We start from the raw sequence: 18,233 nt of genomic DNA, 5'->3' as shown, positions 1-18,233 counted from the left end.
TTATGCGTGTACCGGGGAATCAGGCGACCGGATTGATCGGCTTTTCCGGGTACCAGACGTCCATCAGCGGGCTGACTTCAGCGGAGGTCAGTTCGCTACGGGTCTTGAGCCAGGCTTCAACGTTGGCACGTTGCTCAGCGCTGACCGAGCCACGTTTCTGCAGGCAAACCAGACCGTAGTCATCGCCGCCGACATAGCCTAGACCGTTGGCTTCCATCGCTTCTTTCAGGAACGCGTCGAGGAAAGCGTCGATAGCCTCTTCACTCAGGTCTTCTTTGAAATCCAGGTTCAGCTCAAAACCCAACTCCTGAAATTCATCGACGCACAGCTTTTTGCGCAGACGCTGGGAACGGTTAGTCGCCATGAAACAATCCTCAAAAGTAATAACGGGCGGCACTTTATCAGTTTAAGGCTGCAATTGCCCGGTTCCGTGGTGACGGCTGGTCGATCAGTGGAAAAAAATCCGGAATACGCGGCCGGCCCAAGGCCCACGTTTCCTTACCTTGGGGCATAATGCCGTCACTTTCACGACCATTGAGGGATTTTTGTCCACATGCCCTCGTATTTCCCCCCTCGACGGTAGGGTCTATTTCAGATGATCAAATCTTTGCGTCCGCTGTTGCTCGCCGGCCTTTTCCTTCCCCTGGCCTTTCCCACCTACGCAGCACCCGTCAACACCACCCTCCCTCCCAAGGTCCAGCAGGCACTCAGCGCCAGCAAGCTGCAAAACGATGCCCTGTCCCTGGTGCTGCTGCCGCTCAACGGCCCCGGTACACCGACCTTCGTCAATGCCGACGTGTCGGTGAACCCGGCCTCGACCATGAAGCTGATCACCACCTATGCCGCCCTGGAAATGCTCGGCCCCAACCACCAGTGGAAAACCGAGTTCTACACCGACGGCACCCTGAGCAACGGCGTCCTGCAAGGCAACCTTTACCTCAAGGGCGGCGGCGACCCGAAGCTGAACATGGAAAAGCTCTGGCTGCTGATGCGTGACCTGCGGGCCAACGGCGTGAACCAGGTGACCGGTGACCTGGTCCTCGACCGCAGCTTCTTCATCCAGCCGCAACTACCGGAGTTCAATGACGACGGCAACGACGAGAACAAGCCGTTCCTGGTCAAGCCCGATGCATTGATGGTCAACCTCAAGGCCCTGCGTTTTGTCGCGCGCAACGACTCGGGCAAAGTGCTGGTCTCGGTGGAACCGCCGATCGCCAGCATCCGTATCGACAACCAGGTCAAGGTGCTCAACGCCAAGCAGTGCAGCGGCGATGTGCGCTACAACCCGGTGCCCCAGGACGACGGCACCACCCTGGTCACCGTCAGCGGCCAACTGGCCGAAGGCTGTAGCTCGCAGACCTACCTGTCGCTGCTCGACCACCCGACCTACACCGCCGGTGCCGTGCGCGCCATCTGGCAGGAACTGGGGGGCAGCATCCATGGCAAGGATCGTTCCGACGTGGTGCCCAAGAGTGCCCGCCTCCTGGCCCGGGCCTACTCGCCGGACCTGACGGAAATCATCCGCGACATCAACAAATACAGTAACAACACCATGGCCCAGCAATTGTTCCTGAGCCTGGGTGCGGAGTACCGCAACGATGCCGACGGCGATGACGCCAAGGCGGCGCAGCGGGTGGTCCGTCAGTGGCTGGCGAAAAAAGACATTATCGCGCCACACCTGGTGATGGAGAACGGTTCCGGCCTGTCCCGTGCCGAGCGGGTCAGTGCACGGGAAATGGCGAGCATGCTGCAATCGGCCTGGAAGAGCCCGTATGCCGCGGAGTTCATCAGTTCGCTGCCGATCGTCGGTACCGACGGCACCATGCGCAAACGCCTGAAGCAGACAGCCATGCGTGGCGAGGCGCATATCAAGACCGGGACCCTGAACACCGTGCGCGCCATTGCCGGCTTCAGCCGCGACGATAACGGCACCACCTGGGCGGTGGTGGCCATCCTCAACGATCCGAAACCCTGGGGCGCCTCATCGGTGCTGGATCAGGTGTTGCTGGACTTGTACCGCCGCCCCAACGTGGCCGACTCGGACGAATAACCCGGGCCCCTGCATCAGGGCCCGGGATCCTGGCTGATCAGCGGGCGCTGATTTTCCAGGCGCGGTGGATCTTGCTGTTACGGGCGAAATCCGGGTCCAGGGTCTGGGCGCTGATTTCCTCGACGGCATAACGGCTCGCCAGGTGCTCGTCCAACTGGAACTTGCGGAAGTTGTTGGAGAAGTACAGCACGCCACCAGGTGCCAGACGGGCCACGGCCAAGTCGAGCAACTGCACGTGGTCACGCTGGACGTCGAACACGCCTTCCATGCGTTTGGAGTTGGAGAAGGTCGGCGGGTCGATGAAGATCAGGTCGAACTCATCGCGACTGGCCTCCAGCCAAGCCATCACATCACCCTGCTCCAGGCGGTTCTTGTCGGAGAAACCATTGAGCGACAGGTTGCGCCGCGCCCAGTCCAGATAGGTTTTCGACAGGTCGACGCTGGTGGTGGTGCGCGCACCGCCCTTGGCCGCGTGCACACTGGCAGTCGCGGTGTAGCAGAACAGGTTGAGGAAGCGCTTGCCGGCCGCCTCTTTCTGGATCCGCAGGCGCATTGGCCGGTGGTCGAGGAACAGGCCGGTGTCGAGGTAATCGGTCAGGTTGACCAACAGCTTCACGCCGCCTTCGTTGACCTCGGTGAACTTGCCCTGGGCGCTCTGGCGCTCGTATTGCTTGGTCCCGCTCTGGCGCTCGCGGCGCTTGATGATCACGCGGCTCTTGTCGACGTTCAACGCCTGGGGAATCGCGGCCAGGGCATCGAACAGACGGGCCTGGGCCTTTTCCGGGTCGATGGACTTCGGCGCGGCGTATTCCTGGACATGCACCCAATCGTGGTACAGGTCGATAGCCAGGGAGTATTCCGGCATATCGGCGTCATACACCCGATAGCAGTCGACACCTTCGCGTCGGGCCCACTTGCCCAACTGCTTGAGGTTCTTCTGCAAACGGTTGGCGAACATCTGCCCACCTTCGCTCAGGCGTGCCTGCTCGACCACGGGTGCGGGAGCCGGTGCCGGCTTGATCGGGTTACCGTTCTTGTTGAATTTCGGGGCTTCGGCCACTTCCTGAGCCAGAACCTCGGCCTGTTCGCGCTCGATCTGGCGCTGCTCCGGCGTACGCCGTTCGCCGGTGACGAACTGATCCGGCAAGACCTTGATCAACAGCAGCTTGCACGGCAACGCGCCGTTCCAGAACGAGTATTGCTTGTGACTGCGAATGCCCATGCGCTTGCCCAGGTCCGGGGCGCCGGTGAACACCGCCGCCTCCCAGTTCAGGCAGGACTGACGCAGGCGCTCGCCGAGGTTCTGGTAGAGGTAGAGCAGGCTGGCTTCATCACCCAGGCGTTCGCCGTAGGGCGGGTTGCAGATCACCAGGCCTTTCTGGTTCTGGTCCGGGCGCGGCTCGAAGGTCGCCACTTCGCCCTGGTAGACCTTGATCCACTCGCTCAGGCCGGCACGCTCGATGTTGTTGCGCGCAGGCTGGATCAGCCGTGGATCGGCCTCATAACCGCGAATCCACAGCGGCGGCTTGGCCAGGCCGGCGTCGGCACGCACCGTGGCTTCTTCGTGGAGCTTTTTCCACAGCGCCGGCACGTGGCCGAGCCAGGCGTCAAAGCCCCAATGGATACGGTTGAGGTTGGGGGCCATGTCGGCCGCGATCATGCCCGCTTCCACCAGGAAGGTCCCGACACCACACATCGGGTCGGCCAGGGCCCCGCCTTCGGCGGCAATGCGCGGCCAACCGGCGCGAATCAGGATCGCTGCCGCGAGGTTTTCCTTCAGCGGCGCCGCGCCCTGCTGCAGACGATAGCCACGCTGGTGCAGGCTGTGGCCGGACAGGTCGAGGGAAAGAATCGCTTCGCCACGGTCCAGGCGCAGGTGAATGCGCAGGTCCGGGCTGATCTTGTCGATGGAGGGACGCTCGCCGGTCGGAGTACGCAGCTTGTCGACAATCGCATCCTTGACCTTCAGGGCGCCGAAATGGGTGTTGTCGATGCCCGAACCATGGCCGCTGAACTCAACGGCCAGGGTCCCGTCGGAGACCATATGGTCCTGCCAATCGACGTCCAGCACGCCATGGTAAAGGTCCTCGGCGTCCTTCATGGGGAAGCGCTTGAGCACCAGCAACACGCGGTTGGCCAGTCGCGACCAGAGACACAGGCGATAGGCGGTCTCCATGTCGGCCACGCCACGAATGGCCGAGGTGTGCTCGCGCGCCTCCTCAAGGCCAAGCCCGACGGCTTCCTCAATGAGCAGGCCTTCAAGGCCTTTAGGACAAGTGAGGAAGAGTTCGTAACGATCCGACATGGGAATTCCAGGGCTTCAAGCCTTCAAGGAACGGGCAAACGCATCGCCCGCTCGGTTTCGATCAAGCGCTTTTCTCGAAGAGCGCTCGTGTGGCGCACCATTGCGCCTGTCCATCCAGGCAGATCCGGCAACCCGGGGTTGAAGGAACTCTGATGCCTGGACAGCTCAACTCTCGTAATAGAACCTTTTTAACAAAAATCATCGTAACAAAAAGTCACATCGTGACCCTTCGTCGAATAATACCCAACCCCAACAGGTTGGTATTCGCAATAGAGAATGAAACTCATCATTCATCTAAGGGCTGATCATAGCTAGGATTTCTCCAGCGACTCGAGCAAACAGCCATCATATCTTATGGCCTTAACACCATTATCGTTACGTCCTTATGACAAAACGATCATTCACACGCCCCTGCGCATTGGTTAGAACTCACTACAGGTTGACGTCGCAATGGCGTCAACACCCCGCTCTCTACCGCGAAACCGCCCAGGCGGCTTCTCGTACCAGAGCGGCGCTCGCCACGCCGGCAGCGAGCACCAACGGCAGATGCATTCTGCCCGACCTCGCCGAGAGGTCTACGGGACATATAACAGTCAACCAGTGAGGGCAACACCCTATGAGAAGACTTAAGCGTGATCCGTTGGAAAGAGCATTTTTACGCGGATATCAATACGGCGTTCATGGCAAATCCCGTGAGCTTTGCCCCTTTACTCTACCGTCGGTACGCCAAGCCTGGATCAATGGCTGGCGAGAAGGACGCGGCGACAACTGGGACGGTATGACCGGCACTGCGGGAATCCACAGACTCAACGAACTTCACGCTGTCGGCTGATCAGGGCACATTCCGACATGACAATCTGAGCAACAACCGACTTACCACGCACGCCCCATCCGGGCGGCGGGCTTCGGCCCAGGGGCTCCTACGGAGCCCTTTTTAATGCCGCCGACTCAGCGCCGCAACGCCGCGATGGCATCCACCGACTGGCGAATCAGCGCCGGCCCCTTGTAGATGAACCCCGAATACACCTGCACCAGGCTTGCCCCGGCGGCGATCTTCTCAGCCGCGTGCTCGCCCTCGGTGATACCACCGGCCGCGATGATCGGCAAACGCCCGGCCAGTTCAGCGGCCAGCACCTTGACGGTATGGGTACTCTTCTCGCGCACCGGCGCACCGGACAGACCACCGGCCTCATCACCATGGGCCAGGCCTTCGACACCGACGCGGCTCAGGGTGGTGTTGGTGGCAATCACCGCATCCATGCCCGACTCCAGCAGCGCCTGGGCCACCTGCACGGTTTCTTCGTCAGTCATGTCCGGGGCGATCTTGATCGCCAGGGGGACATGCCGGCCATGCTGCTGGGCCAACTGCGCCTGACGCACGTGCAGGGCCTCGAGCAGTTGCTTGAGGGAATCGCCGAATTGCAGGCTGCGCAGGCCCGGGGTATTCGGGGAGCTGACGTTGACCGTCACATAGCTGGCATGGGCGTAGACCTTGTCCAGGCAGATCAGGTAGTCATCGACGGCACGCTCCACCGGCGTGTCGAAGTTCTTGCCGATATTGATGCCGAGGATGCCGGTGTAGCGCGCGGCGCGAACCCGCGACACCAGGTTGTCCACACCCAGGTTGTTGAAGCCCATGCGATTGATGATCGCCTCGGCTTGCGGCAGGCGGAAGATCCGTGGTTTCGGATTGCCCGGCTGCGGCCGTGGCGTCACCGTGCCGATTTCAACGAAACCGAAGCCCAGCTGGGCAAAACCGTCGATGGCCGCGCCATTCTTGTCCAGGCCCGCAGCCAGGCCCACCGGATTGGGAAACTCCAGGCCCATCACCGTCACCGGGCTCGAGGCCGGGGCCTTGCACAACAGGCCGTTGAGCCCCAGACGGCCGCCCGCGCCGATCAGGTCCAGGGACAAGTCGTGGGAGACTTCCGGGGAAAATTTGAACAACAGCTGGCGGGCCAGGTTATACATGGGCGGGCTTGACTCGGATGGCGGCGATAGTGGCCGGCGATTATAGCCGGGAGCCAAGAAAAACCATAGGCGCACCACGAGCCCGGCTCACCCGCAAGGCGGCAACGCTGTCGGCTCCCCACAACCTTGCAGGCTGGTCACCAGGGCCAGGCGCGCCAGGGCTTGATGATTGCCCGCTTCCAGCTCCAGGACCCGGGCCACCGCCGCCCGCGCCTGCTCCACGCCCGCCCCCCGATCACACAGCCCGAGCATCGACAAGGCCAGCCAGGTATCGGCCAGTTGCAGCGCATTCCAGGGTTCACAACAGACGGCCATCGGCACCGCTGGCAAGACACTCAACACGTTCGTCAGTTGCCGGATCACGGCGTGCTGCGGATCCCCCGCAAACACCTCTTCGGAAGGGCGAACAGGCACCGCAGTGAACGCAGAGACCGCCGCCGGCTCGATCAGCGCAGGCAGCAACGGCAGCACCGGACCGGTAAAGCGATAGCCCTTGCCGTAGACGGTAGCAATATAGCCCTTGCTGTCCTCGAGCAACTTGCGCAGGACATAGATACAACGTGTCAGCGACTCCTCCGCCGCGTCCATGCCCGGCCAGACACTGTCGAGCAAACGATCCTTGGTCACCAGCCGTCCAGCCGAGCCGAGCAGCAGACGCAGCACCTGCAGCTCCTTGGGCGGCAGATGAATGCGGCGACCGTATCTCACCAGGCTTCCATCGTTGTGCAATATCCATTGACCAAAGACGAAGGCTTGTCGTGGAGTCTTTCCAATGACGCTGTCCATAACCTCGACGCAATCCTCTATAGAGATGTACGACCATTCAAAAATAAACCCGGGAAAAGGGCTTATTCGCGAGGAACGCCACGACTATAGGAATTCGCATCGAGCCATGTCGGTAGGACATTTCCCGCATGCAAAAGGAATATTCAACAGGACTGTAGACTCGACAAAACCTACAACCCAGAAGCCGATTCCCTCATACAAACTGCGCGTCAAAGCAGGAGCTTTCGTCGCTCCCCGCCCTCTCCCCGGGCGTTTCCTACAAGGCGACATAGATCAGCCACGGTCCGCCAGCATTCGGCCTCATCGACCGACAGTGCGACGCGGAACGCTCCATTGATCCGCCCAACCAGTTCGACCAGGTCGGCGCTGCCGATGCCCAAGTCGTCCAGCAGCCTCGACTCGAAGCGGATCTTTCGGCGCGGCACGGAGAAATGCTCAGCCAGCAACACCATCACCTGCTGCTCGATAAAGTAATCACACCCTCCCGGAACCAGGTAATTCATGGGCTGGTTTTCCCGCAAAGCGCTTCGGAACAGGACAACAGGACGTCCGTACTCAAATCCTCGAGATAGACCCGCGAGCGCCGCGGCAGCTCACCGTCGGCCGCGTGCCTGAGCACATAGTCGAAGCAGTCCCTGGCTTTGGCGTGCGCTCCAAGCGCCAGTTGGCACTCGCCGGTATAGAACATCGGTCGGTAGTCGCCGCGATCCTGGGCAAACGCCACCGCATACAGCTCCATGGCCTTGCGGTAGTGCCCGGAGACCTGGTAAACCGCCGCCAGCCCCATCCAGTAATGACTGTTGTAAAAATCGTAGATACACAGGAAACGGAAGAGTTTTTCCGCTTCCTCCAGGCGTCCTTGCTCATGGAACTGGCAGGCGTGGGCATAGAGCCCTTGCACCTGTTCGTCACCGGTTTCGCTCATCTCCTTGAGCGCCTCTTTGCGGCCACTCATCGCCATTCCCCCGAGAAACACGCCAGTTGCGCTGACGCCTTGACTGTCACGAGATCGTCGATCCCATGGACGCCTGGATATCGCAAAGGCGGCTGGGCGCCACGCCCAGCAGCTCACGAACCTCTTTGGAAAAGTGCGACGAAGAGGCATAACCGAACTCCAGCGCCACATCGGTTAACGAACACTCGCCACCGATCATGCTCAACAAGGCCTTGGCCGTGCGCCAGTCACGCAACTCGGGTTTGGCCGCACAGCCCAGGGCCTGGTGGCACAACCGGCGAAAATGCGAGACCGAGACGCCATAACGCTTGGCCAGACCGATCAGCTTCTCGCTGGCGGTGCCCTGCTCCAGGAGAAAACGCACCAGCCAGTAGTTCGGGCTTTGCCGCAGGACTTCGGCAAAGCGTTGATAAGCGGGATCGGCGCGCAAGGCGCAGTCGATATACCAGGATTCCAGCAAGGCCCTGCTGGTCGATACCTCGCAGGCCAGGGGCAATGCCGCCCAGGGTGCGGCGGCCGATCGCACCCGCTCGAAGCTCATGCCCTGGTCGATAAACACCTGCAACTTGACCAGGCTCGCCTCCACCGGGCGTTCGCTGAGCAGGTCACCGCCAATGACCCGCAACATGCCCCGCGCCACCAGCAAGCCCTGCCAACCCGCGGGCAGGCACCAGGACACGCTCGCCTCGTCATGGGCCAGGCACACGCCGGCCTCCCCCGCCTGTACCTGTACAACCTGTTCACCACATAAAAAGCCCGGACACCTGGTCGCGGATAGTTGATCACTCTGCACGCTGCGCCCCGTCTCGTTCTTATTGAGCGGTGCGATGATGGCCGGGTGGCGCCAGCCAATCATGATGAAAATCTGATGAAGCACTGTCCGAAAGTACGCCGAAGCGGGTCGATGGCGGCGCGGCGCTCAAATCGCAGGCGAAAAAAAGCCCGGCCGAAGCCGGGCTTTTTCTTACCGCAAGCTAATTACTGAGCTTGGGCTTCTACCGACGCTTCTACGCGACGGTTGATTGCGCGACCAGCTTCAGTAGCGTTGTCAGCCACTGGACGGGTTTTGCCGTAGCCAACCGACTGGATGCGGTTAGGAGCCACGCCGTCTTTGACCAGAACTTGTTTCACAGCGTCAGCACGACGCTGGGACAGCTTCTGGTTGTAAAGGTCAGGACCGACGCTGTCAGTGTGACCGCTAACAGTAGTAGTAGTATGTGGGTACTGCTTCATGAAGTCGGCCAGGTTTTTCACGTCGCCGTAGCTGTTAGGCTTGACCACGGACTTGTTGAAGTCGAACTTCACGTCCAGCTCAACCTTAACAACTTCTGGAGCTGGAGCGGATTCAGCTACTGGAGCTGGAGCCGGCTCTACTGGAGCAGGAGCTGGAGCCGGAGCTACTTTGCCGCCGCTGCCACCGAAGTTCACGCCCAGGCCGATCAGAGCCTGGTAGTCCCAACGACCGTTGTCCAGCTTGTAGTCAGCTTCACCGCCGGCACGAGCGTACAGGTTGTCGGTGATGTACATCTTCACACCGGCACCGGTGGTCAGGTAGGTCGAACCGTCACGGCCAGTGTGGCCATCAGCGGCTACGTTGGTCATGCTGCCGTGGGCAACGCCGCCTTCAACATAAGGACGGAACATGTCGCCGACTTGGCCGAAGTGGTACTGGGACTTCAGACCGAAGTGATCACCATTGATCTCTTGGTTGCCAGTGGCGCCGTTCGAACGAGTGTAGTCGTCCTTGCGGTAGGTCAGGTTCACGGAAACGTCGTCGGTCAGGAAGTAGCCGAACGAGACGCCAGGACCGCGGCCATTCTGGTAGTCGTCGACGCTGTGGTTATAGGTTTTGCTGTAGAAAGCTTCACCTTCAACCGCGCCTTGGCCTTGTGCCAGTGCGCCGAACGAGGTAGCGGCAATCATAGAACCAATGGCAAAGCCCAAGGTGTTTTTCAGTTTCATCCGTTAAATCCCCATCTGGTGATTGTATAGCAGTCCCACAAACCGGGGGACAACTCGGCGGCAAGTGTAGCAGAACTTGCCTACACGTAAGAGACATTTGCGCTGAACTAAGATTCAGCGATACCCGCAAATTTCTCACGCAATTTATCAAGGGCCCGTTTATAGCGCATTTTCGTGGCGCTCAAGCCCATGTGCATGATGTCTGCAATCTCCTGAAACTCCAGCTCTGCGACAAAACGTAGCACCAGAATTTCTCGGTCAATCGGGTTCACATGCACTAACCATCGATCCAGTCCGCCCTTTTCCTCAGGTTTCGGCGTCTTCTCTTCAGACGCTTCCTCGAGGGGGTCAAGACTCAACGCATCCATCAAACGCCGCTTTCGACGCTCTTTGCGATACTGCGTAATACACTCGTTGTACGTGATGCTATATAGCCATGTCTTGAACTTCGATTTACCCTCAAAGTTCTTGAGGCCATACAGCACCTTCAACATCACTTCCTGACAGACATCGTCCGCATCACGTTCGTTCCCTAAATATCTTGAACAAACGCTGAACAAGGTTCGTTGATAGCGCCGCATCAACTCTTCATAGGCGCGGGTCACATGAAACAGCTCCGAATGCGCACGCGACACCAACTCCTCATCGGTGAGTTCGCGGGGGTCGTAGCGCATGGAGAGCGATTGAGCTTTATTCAAAACGAGTCGGGCCGACAGTCAGGTCAATGTCCGCCGCAGCCCATGGCTGCGGGCTTTTTTGCGGCGGCATAGAGTAGCAGGGTTTGCCGGGTTAGCGGCTGCTCACATGCTGCTCCAGCAAGATCCGATTGGAGAGAGAGACTAGTTCACCCTCGTCAGTCAGCAACGTGGTCTTGACCGTGCCGATCTCCTCAATCTGTCCTTCGACCTCTCCCACACGCACTTGTTGCCCAACCTGATACAGCTCACGCACATAAATTCCCGCCAGAATCTGTCCGGCGATCTCTCGACTACCCAAGCCCATGGCCAGCGCAACAGCCAGACCAACGGTAATAAGCACGATGACAATCACATGGTTCAGCAGGTCGGTCTTGACCTCCAGCTGACTGATCGCCACCGAAATACTGATGATAATCACCAGCCCCTGGGCAACCCGCCCCAGGCCTGAAGCGTAATCCAGACCCACGCCTTCAGCTGCGCCGCGCACCAGCCCGCTGACCAATTGCGCCAGCAAGACGCCCACCAACAGCACCAGGGCCGCGCCGAATACTTTCGGCAAATACAGTGCCAGCATGTCGAGCGTAGCTGAAACTCGCTCAAGCCCAAGTGATTCGGCCGCAGAAACCAGGAAAATCAGCAAAATGAACCAATAGACGATCTTGCCGATCAGTGTCGAGATCGGCACCTGGAGGCCGGCACGACCGAGCAGCTTGGTCAATCCGGTGCCGCCCATCAGGCGATCCAAACCCAATTTTGCCAGCAGCTTGGACAGCAAGGTATCGAGCAGCTTGGCCACCACGAAGCCCAGCAACACCACCACCAGCGCCCCGAACAGGTTGGGGATGAAGTTTGCGACTTTGGTCCACAAGGCGGTCATTGCCGTGACGAGGCTCTGGGTCCAGAGGTCAAGTTCCATATTCAGTCAGCCTTATCCGTGGAGCGAGCAATAGGGGTTCGACGGGAAACCGGCGAAACGTGGGCCGATCCGTTGTTCAAGGCGATCATCAGCGCCTGCAGCCAACGGCCCATCAGACTGAAGAGATCACCGGCGCCCACCTGACGGTTGGCGGTTTTCAGGACACGCCCCAGGCAAGCGTCGTCGTCACGGGTGGACGGCGAGGCCTTGAGCATGTCACGCAAGGATTGTTCAAACGGATCGTGCATACGCACCTCTCGGTATATCTGTGAAAGACGCGATCATTTTTTTGCAGGTCACATGAAACATGTTTCAAACCCAACGCAAACGTCGGAAAAGCCACCATTGTCCGACGGCAACGGCGACGATCAGCAGGCACGCGATGATAAAACCGTAGGGGTTGCCTGACCACGGAATACCGCCGACGTTGATCCCCAACAGACCGGTCAGGAAGCTCATCGGCAGGAAGATCCCGGTGATGATCCCGAAGCGGTACATGGTCTTGTTCATGCGCACGTTCAGACGCCGGTCCTCGGCTTCAAGCACAAGCCCCACGCGCTCGCGGGTCAATTCGAGCTCTTCCAGGTAACGGGTCAGGCTGTTGTTCAATTCGTTCCAGTAACCGGCTTCTTCATCGGCGAACCAGGGCAGCTTGATCCGGCTCAACTGGCCAAAAATATCCCGTTGCGGCGCGAGGAAACGTTTCAGCCCGGCAGCTCGACGACGTATCTGCACGATGGCGCCATGTTCAGGACTATACCGTTCGTCGGCATCTATCTTTTCTTCTTCGTCATCGACCACTTCCGAGAGATCGCTGACCAGGTCCTGCACCTTCAGGGTGAGGTATTGCGCGATGTAAAGAATCAGCTCGGCGGCGTTTTTCGGCCCCTTGCCCTGCTCCAGGTGCACCAGCAATTCATCGGTGGCACGCAGCGGTCGCAAGCGCAGGGAAATCACCCGCTGGTGCGCGGCAAACACCCGTACCGAGACCATGTCTTCGGGCTCGGCACCGGGATTGAGGTTGACCCCACGCAAAAACAGCAGCAGTTCGCTGTCGGGCAAGGGCAACAGGCGCGGCCGGGTATTTTCTTCCAACAGCAGATCGCAGTTGAATTCGCTCAAGCCGCTGGAGGTGCGCAACCAGGTGTGGGTTTGCGGATGGCTGCGATCCCAGTGCAGCCAGAGGCTTTCCTCGGGCCGCAACTGCAGACCATCAAGCTCCGTCCGAGCAATCGAGCGCGCACCGCCCTTACCATCCAGAACCAGGGCATAAACCAGCCCCCATTGCGCGTTTTCTTCCTCGAACATCCTTACCCCATTTTGTGTTGCAAAGTTTTACTCAGGCATCTTCAGCGGGCTCGGCGCGATGATCACGCCGTTATTGTCCGCATAGATGTATTCACCCGGGCGAAAGGTCACACCGGCAAAAGTGACCGCGATATTCAGGTCGCCAATGCCACGCTTGTCGGTTTTCATCGGGTGACTGGCCAGGGCCTGCACCCCCAGGTCAGTCTGGGCGATCACGTCGACATCACGGATGCAGCCGTAAATCACCAGCCCTTCCCAACCGTTCTTCGCCGCTTTCTCGGCCAGCATATCGCCGAGCAGGGCACGCCGCAGGGAACCACCGCCATCGACCACCAGCACCTTGCCCCGGCCGTCGAGCTCGACCTGATCCTTGACCAGGGAGTTGTCCTCGAAGCACTTGATGGTGACGATCTCACCACCGAAGGAGTCGCGGCCGCCGAAGTTGCTGAACATCGGCTCAAGCACCTGTACCAACTCCGGATAGGCGTCGCACAGGTCGGGGGTGACGTAATGGTCCATGGGTAAACTCCTGTAGGTGGAATCGAGAATGCCAGACTTCGCAGGTCGCGCTACAAGGTGAAACGCTTGTCCCGGGAGAATGTTTAGACAATGACCCAAACCGCTCAATGCGTCATATCTTAGCCTTTACCACCCGTCAGCGGAATGCCCTTGTCAGGGCGTTTCCTGAACAACGGCTGACTCACGCTGCAAGAAAGCCTGCTGATCCCGCAGCCAATCGGCCACCCGCGGCCAGACTTCGGCCTGTGCCGGCTTGCTGACGAGCATCTCGACATGGCCGAAATCCGAGCTGAAACCCTGCTCGCGTCCCAGGCAGAGAAAGTGCTTGTGGGCCGAGCCGACCTGCTCGAACAACTTGCGGCAGGCCCAGGCCGGGTCCTGGTGATCACCGACCGCGCTGACGGCCAGCACCGGCACGTCCACCTCCGCCAGGCCACCCCACCAGTCCCGCTCGGCATCACGGAAGCGCCCGAACAGGCCGTACCAGCGCAGGCTTTCCAGGGCCAGGCCGATGGGCTCATCCTCCGGGCCGCGCTTGAGACGCGAACCGGACAAATGGGCGAAACGTCGAAGCAGCAAGCGACCGCCCCACTCCACCGGCGGAATCTTCAACGGCCAGTAGGTGCGACTGACCTGGCAACCGAACAAGGCCGCCGAAGCGACGCCGGGCGCACCCAGGTACTGACCGCCGAGGGCGGCCGCCAGGGTGGTACCGCCGAGGGAATGACCGATCCAGTGGGGAATCTGCCCGCTTTGCTCACGCACGAACGCGGCGATGGCTGGCAAGTCATAGCGGGCGTAATCGGCCACGCGGTTGCGTCGATAGTTGTGGTTGCGCGCCGACAATCCATGACCGCGCATTTCCGGGATCCACACATCGAACCCGGCACGCGCCAGATAGGCGCCCAGGCCGATGCCTTTGGCGGAATACCAGAAACGCCGATTGGAAAAGCTGCCATGCAGCAGGACGACCGGAACACCCCGTGCCTCGGGCTCGTCGGCCAGGCCCAGGCGGGTGACCGCCAGTTCCACCGTGCTGTCGGGGCTGTTGCCCGGTTTCAAACGATAGACGTCTTCACAGAGATCGCCACGACGCTCGGCGCTGATCAAAGCCACCGGAAAAAGATTGCTGCTGCTTTGCATAAGGCTCTTGCACAAAAAAGGGCGGCCCAAGTGGACTCGCCCTGAAAATAAGGTTTGTAACACGTCACTTCAAAACACCACCAACCTGTAGGAGCTGGCTTGCCAGCGATGGCGTCCGCTCGGCCAATGCCGAGCTCAAGGACCTCACCGCCGGCAAGCCAGCGCCTACAAGGGGAATGGCCCCAAGCCGTCAGGCCTGCGCCTGCCCTTCTGCCAGGAAGAACCAGGTTTCCAGCACGGAGTCGGGGTTCAACGACACGCTTTCAATGCCCTGCTCCATCAACCAGCGCGCCAGATCCGGGTGATCGGAAGGCCCCTGGCCGCAGATGCCGATGTACTTGCCGGCCTTGTTGCAGGCCTGGATGGCGTTGGACAACAGCTTCTTCACCGCCGGGTTACGCTCGTCGAACAGGTGCGCAATGATCCCGGAGTCGCGGTCCAGGCCCAGGGTCAGCTGGGTCAGGTCGTTGGAACCGATGGAGAAGCCGTCGAAGTACTCGAGGAACTCATCGGCGAGGATCGCGTTGGACGGCAACTCGCACATCATGATCACCCGCAGGCCGTTCTCGCCACGGGCCAGGCCGTTGGCGGCGAGCAGGTCGACCACCTGGCTGGCTTCGCCGAGGGTACGGACGAAAGGCACCATGATCTCGACATTGGTCAGGCCCATCTCGTTGCGCACGCGCTTGAGGGCACGGCATTCGAGTTCGAAGCAGTCACGGAAGGATTCGCTGATGTAGCGCGAGGCCCCACGGAAACCCAGCATCGGGTTTTCTTCTTCCGGCTCGTAGAGCTTGCCGCCGATCAGGTTGGCGTATTCGTTGGACTTGAAGTCCGACAGGCGCACGATGACCTTCTTCGGCCAGAATGCCGCCGCCAGGGTACTGATGCCTTCCACCAGCTTCTCGACATAAAAACCGACCGGATCGTCGTAACCGGCGATGCGCTTGTCGACGCTGTCCTTGATTTCCGGTGGCAGCCCGGCGTAGTTCAGCAGCGCCTTGGGGTGCACACCGATCATGCGGTTGATGATGAATTCCAGGCGGGCCAGGCCCACGCCGGCGTTCGGCAACTGCGCGAAGTCAAAGGCGCGGTCCGGGTTGCCGACGTTCATCATGATCTTGAACGGCAGTTCCGGCATGGCATCGACGGAGTTTTTCTTGATATCGAAGCCCAGTTCGCCTTCGAAAATATAACCGGTGTCGCCTTCAGCGCAGGAAACGGTCACACCCTGGCCGTCTTTCAACAGCTGGGTGGCGTTGCCACAACCGACCACCGCTGGAATCCCCAGCTCACGGGCGATGATCGCCGCGTGGCAGGTACGCCCGCCACGGTTGGTGACGATGGCACTGGCACGCTTCATCACCGGTTCCCAGTCCGGGTCGGTCATGTCGGAAACCAGTACGTCACCCGGCTGGACCTTGTCCATCTCGGACACGTCCTTGATGATCCGGACCTTGCCGGCGCCGATGCGCTGGCCGATGGCACGGCCTTCCACCAGCACGGTGCCGGTTTCCTTGAGCAGGTAGCGCTCCATGACGTTGGCCTGGGTGCGGCTCTTCACGGTTTCCGGACGAGCCTGGACGATGTACAGCTTGCCGTCGTCACCGTCTTTCGCCCACTCGATGTCCATCGGGCACTTGTAGTGTTTCTCGATGATCATCGCCTGCTTGGCCAGCTCGCTGACTTCCGCATCGCTGAGGCAGAAACGCGCGCGCTCGGCCTTGTCGACGTCGACGGTCTTGACCGAACGACCGGCCTTGGCTTCGTCGCCGTAGATCATCTTGATCGCCTTGCTGCCCAGGTTGCGGCGCAGGATGGCGGGACGACCGGCTTCGAGGGTGCCCTTGTGTACGTAGAATTCATCCGGGTTCACCGCGCCCTGGACGACGGTTTCACCCAGGCCGTAGGCGCCGGTGATAAACACCACGTCACGGAAGCCCGACTCGGTGTCGAGGGTGAACATCACGCCGGCGGTGCCGGTTTCCGAACGCACCATGCGCTGCACACCGGCGGACAGGGCCACCAGCTTGTGGTCGAAGCCCTGGTGCACGCGGTAGGAGATGGCGCGGTCGTTGAACAGCGAGGCGAAGACTTCCTTGGCCGCACGAATGACGTTTTCCACGCCGCGGATATTCAGGAAGGTTTCCTGCTGGCCGGCGAAGGACGCGTCCGGCAGGTCTTCGGCGGTGGCCGAGGAACGCACGGCGACGGCCATGTCCGGGTTGCCCGCCGACAGCGCGGCAAACGCGGTACGGATCTCGGCGTTGAGCTTTTCAGGGAACTCGGCTTCCATGATCCACTGGCGGATCTGTGCGCCGGTCCGGGCCAGGGCGTTGACGTCATCGACATCCAGCGCATCCAGCGCCGCATGGATCTGGTCGTTCAGGCCACTGAGTTCGAGAAAATCACGATACGCCTGAGCCGTAGTGGCAAAGCCGCCGGGGACCGATACACCGGCACCCGCGAGGTTACTGATCATCTCGCCCAGGGATGCGTTCTTGCCCCCTACGTGCTCTACATCATGGACGCCGAGCTTATCGAGGGAAACTACGTACTCTACCAAGGTGATCTCTCCACTAACTGTGTTGGAAAAGCTCAGGAGCGGGCTGCTCTAAGGGCAGGTTAGTCCGCTATATGGCCTGGACCTGGAAAATAAGTGAGAATGCCAGCCATTCCAGGCCGGCAAATCGCGCCTATCATATCCAAGAATCGTCACCAGCTTAAGGCCCAAGGCGCAAATGAAACGATCTGCTTTCTTTATCTCCGATGGCACCGGCATTACCGCCGAAACCCTGGGTCAAAGCCTGCTGGCGCAGTTCGAAAACATTACCTTCGCCAAATTCACCCGTCCGTACATCGACAGCGTGGACAAGGCCCGGGCCATGGTACAACAAATCAATATCGCCGCCGAAAAGGACGGATTTCGCCCGATCATCTTCGATACCATCGTCAACCAGGACATTCGTGAGATCCTCGCCACGTCCAATGGTTTCATGATCGACATCTTTTCCACCTTCCTCGCCCCGCTGGAACAGGAACTGAGCGAACACTCGTCCTACTCGGTGGGCAAGTCCCACTCCATCGGCGGCAACTCCAACTACATGGAGCGTATCGAGGCGGTGAACTTCGCCCTGGACAACGACGACGGCGCCCGCACCCACTATTACGACAAGGCCGACCTGATCCTGGTGGGCGTGTCGCGCTGCGGCAAGACTCCGACCTGCCTGTACATGGCGATGCAATTCGGCATCCGTGCGGCCAACTACCCGCTGACCGAAGACGATATGGAGCGCCTGCAACTGCCCGCCGCCCTGCGCGCCCACCAGCACAAGCTGTTCGGCCTGACCATCGACCCGGACCGCCTGACCGCGATCCGCAACGAGCGCAAACCCAACAGCCGCTATTCCAGCTATGCCCAGTGCGAGTTCGAAGTACGTGAGGTGGAGAACCTGTTCCGCCGCGAGAACATCGCCCATATCAATTCCACGCATTTCTCGGTGGAAGAGATTTCCGCGAAGATCCTCGTGGAGAAAGGCGTGGAGCGGCGGTTCAAGTAACCCCGCCCTTGTGGGAGCCGGCTTGCTGGCGATCCCTGTGGGAGCTGGCTTGCCAGCGAT

The 18,233-nt window shown here is 60.2% G+C and carries 18 protein-coding genes; 3 read left to right on the top strand and 15 right to left on the bottom strand.

The genetic code is table 11. The features are described from left to right. Window positions 1–19: 19 nt before the first annotated feature. Window positions 20–364: a YggL family protein gene (locus tag HX866_RS22340; protein WP_177094613.1), complete on the bottom strand. Its 345-nt coding sequence runs from the start codon at window positions 362–364 to the stop codon at window positions 20–22. 231 nt (window positions 365–595) lie between these two features. Between HX866_RS22340 and dacB the strand changes: the two genes are divergently transcribed. Beyond that, entirely contained in the window at window positions 596–2,050 is a 1,455-nt protein-coding gene (gene dacB, locus HX866_RS22335) for a D-alanyl-D-alanine carboxypeptidase/D-alanyl-D-alanine endopeptidase (protein WP_177140414.1), read from the top strand. A 37-nt stretch (window positions 2,051–2,087) separates the two neighbouring features. Here dacB and rlmKL read toward each other — a convergent pair whose 3' ends face one another. Next, complete coding sequence (gene rlmKL / locus HX866_RS22330) at window positions 2,088–4,355, bottom strand: bifunctional 23S rRNA (guanine(2069)-N(7))-methyltransferase RlmK/23S rRNA (guanine(2445)-N(2))-methyltransferase RlmL (RefSeq protein WP_177094609.1); 2,268 nt, start codon at window positions 4,353–4,355, stop codon at window positions 2,088–2,090. A gap of 616 nt (window positions 4,356–4,971) precedes the next feature. Here rlmKL and rmf point away from each other — a divergent pair. After that, complete coding sequence (rmf, locus tag HX866_RS22325) at window positions 4,972–5,187, top strand: ribosome modulation factor (RefSeq protein ID WP_002553055.1); 216 nt, start codon at window positions 4,972–4,974, stop codon at window positions 5,185–5,187. 116 nt (window positions 5,188–5,303) lie between these two features. Here the strand turns inward: rmf and HX866_RS22320 are convergent, their stop codons facing one another. From HX866_RS22320 to ppsA, 13 genes are all read right to left on the bottom strand, one after another. Continuing rightward, window positions 5,304–6,326 carry a quinone-dependent dihydroorotate dehydrogenase gene (locus HX866_RS22320; RefSeq protein WP_177105687.1) on the bottom strand — a complete coding sequence of 341 codons (1,023 nt, stop codon included), beginning with the start codon at window positions 6,324–6,326 and terminating at the stop codon, window positions 5,304–5,306. An 87-nt stretch (window positions 6,327–6,413) separates the two neighbouring features. Next, the gene (locus HX866_RS22315) at window positions 6,414–7,034 is read right to left on the bottom strand and encodes a winged helix-turn-helix domain-containing protein (protein ID WP_371319277.1); all 621 of its coding nucleotides are present in this window, start codon (window positions 7,032–7,034) and stop codon (window positions 6,414–6,416) included. Window positions 7,035–7,321: 287 nt separating this feature from the next. Continuing rightward, the gene (locus tag HX866_RS22310; protein ID WP_177094602.1) at window positions 7,322–7,615 is read right to left on the bottom strand and encodes an acyl carrier protein; all 294 of its coding nucleotides are present in this window, start codon (window positions 7,613–7,615) and stop codon (window positions 7,322–7,324) included. Beyond that, window positions 7,612–8,067 (bottom strand): SycD/LcrH family type III secretion system chaperone, encoded by a 456-nt coding sequence (locus tag HX866_RS22305; protein ID WP_256344978.1) that lies wholly within the window; start codon window positions 8,065–8,067, stop codon window positions 7,612–7,614. Before HX866_RS22305 ends, HX866_RS22310 begins: the two co-directional genes overlap by 4 nt. 46 nt (window positions 8,068–8,113) lie before the next feature. Then, window positions 8,114–8,923: a helix-turn-helix domain-containing protein gene (locus HX866_RS22300; protein WP_177125074.1), complete on the bottom strand. Its 810-nt coding sequence runs from the start codon at window positions 8,921–8,923 to the stop codon at window positions 8,114–8,116. A gap of 122 nt (window positions 8,924–9,045) precedes the next feature. Further along, on the bottom strand, window positions 9,046–10,029 hold the full coding sequence (locus tag HX866_RS22295; RefSeq protein ID WP_177094597.1) for an OmpA family protein: 984 nt from the start codon (window positions 10,027–10,029) through the stop codon (window positions 9,046–9,048). 107 nt (window positions 10,030–10,136) lie between these two features. Next, entirely contained in the window at window positions 10,137–10,727 is a 591-nt protein-coding gene (gene sigX / locus HX866_RS22290; RefSeq protein ID WP_177094595.1) for an RNA polymerase sigma factor SigX, read from the bottom strand. Window positions 10,728–10,818: 91 nt separating this feature from the next. Further along, window positions 10,819–11,643 carry a mechanosensitive ion channel family protein gene (locus HX866_RS22285; RefSeq protein ID WP_100940800.1) on the bottom strand — a complete coding sequence of 275 codons (825 nt, stop codon included), beginning with the start codon at window positions 11,641–11,643 and terminating at the stop codon, window positions 10,819–10,821. 2 nt (window positions 11,644–11,645) lie between these two features. Continuing rightward, window positions 11,646–11,897, bottom strand: coding sequence for a CrfX protein (locus HX866_RS22280; protein ID WP_371315529.1), 252 nt, complete (start codon window positions 11,895–11,897; stop codon window positions 11,646–11,648). A gap of 58 nt (window positions 11,898–11,955) precedes the next feature. Next, window positions 11,956–12,951, bottom strand: a complete 996-nt coding sequence (locus HX866_RS22275; protein ID WP_177094593.1) for a zinc transporter ZntB — start codon at window positions 12,949–12,951, stop codon at window positions 11,956–11,958. 27 nt (window positions 12,952–12,978) lie between these two features. Further along, complete coding sequence (gene rraA, locus HX866_RS22270; RefSeq protein WP_177094592.1) at window positions 12,979–13,470, bottom strand: ribonuclease E activity regulator RraA; 492 nt, start codon at window positions 13,468–13,470, stop codon at window positions 12,979–12,981. A gap of 153 nt (window positions 13,471–13,623) precedes the next feature. Beyond that, window positions 13,624–14,613 carry an alpha/beta fold hydrolase gene (locus HX866_RS22265; protein ID WP_177094591.1) on the bottom strand — a complete coding sequence of 330 codons (990 nt, stop codon included), beginning with the start codon at window positions 14,611–14,613 and terminating at the stop codon, window positions 13,624–13,626. 190 nt (window positions 14,614–14,803) lie between these two features. Then, window positions 14,804–17,179, bottom strand: coding sequence for a phosphoenolpyruvate synthase (gene ppsA / locus HX866_RS22260; RefSeq protein ID WP_177094590.1), 2,376 nt, complete (start codon window positions 17,177–17,179; stop codon window positions 14,804–14,806). Window positions 17,180–17,354: 175 nt separating this feature from the next. On the opposite strand from ppsA, the gene ppsR reads away from it, so the two are divergent. After that, window positions 17,355–18,173 carry a posphoenolpyruvate synthetase regulatory kinase/phosphorylase PpsR gene (gene ppsR, locus HX866_RS22255; RefSeq protein WP_100940806.1) on the top strand — a complete coding sequence of 273 codons (819 nt, stop codon included), beginning with the start codon at window positions 17,355–17,357 and terminating at the stop codon, window positions 18,171–18,173. Window positions 18,174–18,233 lie beyond the last annotated feature (60 nt).

It is taken from the genome of Pseudomonas gingeri (assembly GCF_013386165.1).
GTDB classification, from domain to species: domain Bacteria; phylum Pseudomonadota; class Gammaproteobacteria; order Pseudomonadales; family Pseudomonadaceae; genus Aquipseudomonas; species Aquipseudomonas gingeri_C.
This window is presented reverse-complemented; position numbering and strand designations above follow the sequence as displayed.

Bases quoted from the DNA above. Each gene is read 5' to 3' on its own strand.
- HX866_RS22340 (WP_177094613.1), bottom strand. From the start codon at position 364: ATGGCGACTAACCGTTCCCAGCGTCTGCGCAAAAAGCTGTGCGTCGAT.
- dacB (WP_177140414.1), top strand. From the start codon at position 596: ATGATCAAATCTTTGCGTCCGCTGTTGCTCGCCGGCCTTTTCCTTCCC.
- rlmKL (WP_177094609.1), bottom strand. From the start codon at position 4,355: ATGTCGGATCGTTACGAACTCTTCCTCACTTGTCCTAAAGGCCTTGAA.
- rmf (WP_002553055.1), top strand. From the start codon at position 4,972: ATGAGAAGACTTAAGCGTGATCCGTTGGAAAGAGCATTTTTACGCGGA.
- HX866_RS22320 (WP_177105687.1), bottom strand. From the start codon at position 6,326: ATGTATAACCTGGCCCGCCAGCTGTTGTTCAAATTTTCCCCGGAAGTC.
- HX866_RS22310 (WP_177094602.1), bottom strand. From the start codon at position 7,615: ATGAATTACCTGGTTCCGGGAGGGTGTGATTACTTTATCGAGCAGCAG.
- HX866_RS22305 (WP_256344978.1), bottom strand. From the start codon at position 8,067: ATGAGTGGCCGCAAAGAGGCGCTCAAGGAGATGAGCGAAACCGGTGAC.
- HX866_RS22300 (WP_177125074.1), bottom strand. From the start codon at position 8,923: ATGATTGGCTGGCGCCACCCGGCCATCATCGCACCGCTCAATAAGAAC.
- HX866_RS22295 (WP_177094597.1), bottom strand. From the start codon at position 10,029: ATGAAACTGAAAAACACCTTGGGCTTTGCCATTGGTTCTATGATTGCC.
- HX866_RS22285 (WP_100940800.1), bottom strand. From the start codon at position 11,643: ATGGAACTTGACCTCTGGACCCAGAGCCTCGTCACGGCAATGACCGCC.
- HX866_RS22275 (WP_177094593.1), bottom strand. From the start codon at position 12,951: ATGTTCGAGGAAGAAAACGCGCAATGGGGGCTGGTTTATGCCCTGGTT.
- rraA (WP_177094592.1), bottom strand. From the start codon at position 13,470: ATGGACCATTACGTCACCCCCGACCTGTGCGACGCCTATCCGGAGTTG.
- HX866_RS22265 (WP_177094591.1), bottom strand. From the start codon at position 14,613: ATGCAAAGCAGCAGCAATCTTTTTCCGGTGGCTTTGATCAGCGCCGAG.
- ppsR (WP_100940806.1), top strand. From the start codon at position 17,355: ATGAAACGATCTGCTTTCTTTATCTCCGATGGCACCGGCATTACCGCC.